At 74.0% G+C, this 2,661-nt stretch carries 4 protein-coding genes; all 4 read left to right on the plus strand.

All coding sequences use genetic code 11. The features are described 5' to 3' along the window. On the plus strand, positions 1–462 hold a 462-nt coding region (locus tag ACFFNX_RS47895), incomplete at its 5' end, for an alpha/beta fold hydrolase (protein WP_378213086.1). Further along, a complete protein-coding gene (locus ACFFNX_RS47900; protein ID WP_378213088.1) occupies positions 459–842 on the plus strand; it encodes a hypothetical protein in 384 nt (127 codons plus the stop codon). The genes ACFFNX_RS47895 and ACFFNX_RS47900, both read left to right, overlap by 4 nt. A gap of 64 nt (positions 843–906) precedes the next feature. Next, positions 907–1,971: a phosphate acyltransferase PlsX gene (plsX, locus tag ACFFNX_RS47905; protein WP_378213089.1), complete on the plus strand. Its 1,065-nt coding sequence runs from the start codon at positions 907–909 to the stop codon at positions 1,969–1,971. A gap of 50 nt (positions 1,972–2,021) precedes the next feature. Then, a partial coding sequence (locus ACFFNX_RS47910) for a saccharopine dehydrogenase family protein (RefSeq protein WP_378213090.1) occupies positions 2,022–2,661 on the plus strand: 640 nt, incomplete at its 3' end.

Here is a 2,661-nt window from a genome sequence, read left to right on the forward strand (position 1 = left end):
CGGCCGCCGCACGCGCGGCGGCTGAGCCGGCTCGCGCTCGCCGCCGGGCTCGCCGGTCACGCCATCGGCATGACCGGGCTGGCCCGGTTCGCCGGTCCGCGCATCCGCGGCGTGGTCATGCGGCGGATCGCCGAACGCGGCGACGTGGCACCCCCGGAGCTCTCCCGGGAGGTCTACGGCCGGGCGCACGTGCTCGGCATGCTCCTCGCCGAGAACGCCGCGTATCGCCAGCTCGCCGCCGACCTGCTCACGCTCCGCGAGTCGGCGCCGTTCCCCGAGGTCCCGCTGTGCGTGATCACGGCGCTGGGCGACGTACGCGGGGACGGCCGCGAATGGCGGCGGGCCCACGCCGACATCGCCGCGCTCAGCCCGTACGGGCGGCAGATCGTCCTCCCCGACACCGGGCATCTGGTGCAGATCGACCGGCCCGAGGTGGTCGCCGAGGCGGTGGACCGGCTGTGAGGAGCCTTCTCGCCGCCGTCCCGGCCCTTCTCGTCCTGCTGGTCCTCCTCATGCTCGCGGGCTGCACCGACCCGGTACGGAAGGTCTCGGAGAGCTCCCTGCGCAACGCCACCGCCCGCGGCGCGACGGAGGAGCTGCACAGCCTGGGATACGAGGTCAAGAAGGGCATGCGCTGCCGCACGCTGTCGGCCGACACGATGTCCGTCGTCCGGGTGCAGTGCCTGGGACATACGACGCGGGACGAGCCCGTACGGGTGGACGCGGTCGCCTCCGACGCCGGTTCCGCGCACCCCCGCCAGGAGTTCGTGATCAGGGTCGGCGGCCGGGAGATCGTCCGTACCCCGTGTCTCGGTCAGGGCTGCCAGGACCGTGACCGGTGAACCGGCGCGCCGAGTATCACGGTAGCTTTCGCGCATGCAGCGCCGAGCCACCGGAACCAGCCGCATGAGTGAGCCGACCGGCGACACGGCCGGCACGGACGGCACGCGCATCGTGGTGGACGCGATGGGCGGTGACAACGCGCCGGCCGAAGTGGTGGCGGGCACGATCATCGCCGCGCGCGAGCACGGCGTACGGCCCATCCTCGTCGGCCAGGCCGTCCGCATCCGGCAGATCCTCGCCGCGCACGACGCGCTCGGCGAGATCCCGATCGTGGGCGCCGAGGACGTCGTGGCGATGGACGAGGGCGCGCTGGCGGGCCTGCGGCGCCCGCGGTCGTCGGTGGCGGTGGCCTGCCGGCTGATCCGGCGGGGGTACGCGTCCGCGCTGGTGTCGGCCGGGTCGACCGGCGGCGTCGTCGCGACGTCCCGGCTGCGGCTGCGCGGCCAGCCGGGCGTGACCCGTCCCGCGATCGCCGTGGTCCTGCCGACCCGGCCACGGCCGACGGTGTTCCTCGACGCCGGCGCCACCGCCGACGCCAAGCCCGAGATGCTCGTGCAGTTCGCCATGCTCGGCACGGCGTACGCCCGGATCCGGCTGGGCGTCGAGGCACCGCGCGTCGGGCTGCTGACCATCGGCGAGGAGGCCGGCAAGGGCGACAAGCTCACCCGGCGGGCGTACGAACTGCTCTCCGCGGACGTGGAGGGCGTGGAGTTCGCCGGGAACGTCGAGGGCTCCGACCTGCTGACCGGCAAGGTGGACGTCGTGGTCACCGACGGGTTCACCGGCAACGTCGCGCTCAAGACGATCGAGGGCGCCGTACGCCTCGCCGTCGCCGAGATGCGGGAGGCCGTCACCGCCAGCCGTACCGCCCAGCTCGGCGCGCTGCTCCAGCGCCGGCGCCTGCGGCTGCTGCGCCACCGCCTGGACTCTGAGACGTACGGCGGCGGGGTGCTGCTGGGGCTGAACGGCACGGTCGTGATCGCGCACGGGTCCTCTCACGCCCCCGGAGTGGCCGCGGCGTGTGTGCTCGCCCGCGACCTGGCCGAGAGCCGCATCGTCGAACAGATCGGCGAGCGCATCGCCGCGAACCGCCCGCACCGGCTTCCCCGGCGCGAGGATTCCCGCTGACCTGCCGCCCTCCTCGTGGTTAACTCACCGGTAACCATTGGGAGGTCTTGATGGAGCGGTCGTACGACGTGGTGCTGATGGGCGGAACCGGCTTCACCGGAGGACTCACCGCCGACTATCTGGCCTCGCACCTGCCCACGGGGGCCCGGTGGGCGCTGGCCGGACGGAACCGGTCGCGGCTGGAGGCGCTGCGCGACCGGCTCGGGGTCGAGGTGCCGCTGCTGCCGGCCGACGCGACCGACCCGGACTCCCTGCGCGAGCTGGCCGCGTCGTCGCGCGTCGTCCTCAGCACGGTCGGCCCGTACGTCGATCACGGCGAACCCCTCGTCGCCGCCTGCGCCGAGGCCGGCACCGACTACGCCGACCTGACCGGCGCGCCGGAGTTCGTCGAGCCGGAGTTCGTCGATCTGATGTACCTGAAGTACCACGCCCGGGCGGCCGAGACGGGCGCGCGGCTCGTGCACAGCGCCGGATTCGACTCGATCCCGCACGACCTGGGCGTCTACTTCACGGTCCGGCATCTGCCGGCGGGCGTGCCGCTGCACGTGGACGGCTACGTACGGGTGAACGGCAGGATCTCGGGCGGCACGTACCAGTCGGTGATCACCGCGGTGTCGCGCGCACGGCAGACGGCCGACGCCCACCGGCGCCGCCGCCGGGCCGAGCCGCCGCAGGAGGCGCGCCGCTGCA

This window comes from Actinoallomurus acaciae, from assembly GCF_042429965.1.
GTDB lineage: Bacteria > Actinomycetota > Actinomycetes > Streptosporangiales > Streptosporangiaceae > Actinoallomurus > Actinoallomurus acaciae.

Bases quoted from the DNA above. Each gene is read 5' to 3' on its own strand.
- plsX (WP_378213089.1), top strand. From the start codon at position 907: ATGAGTGAGCCGACCGGCGACACGGCCGGCACGGACGGCACGCGCATC.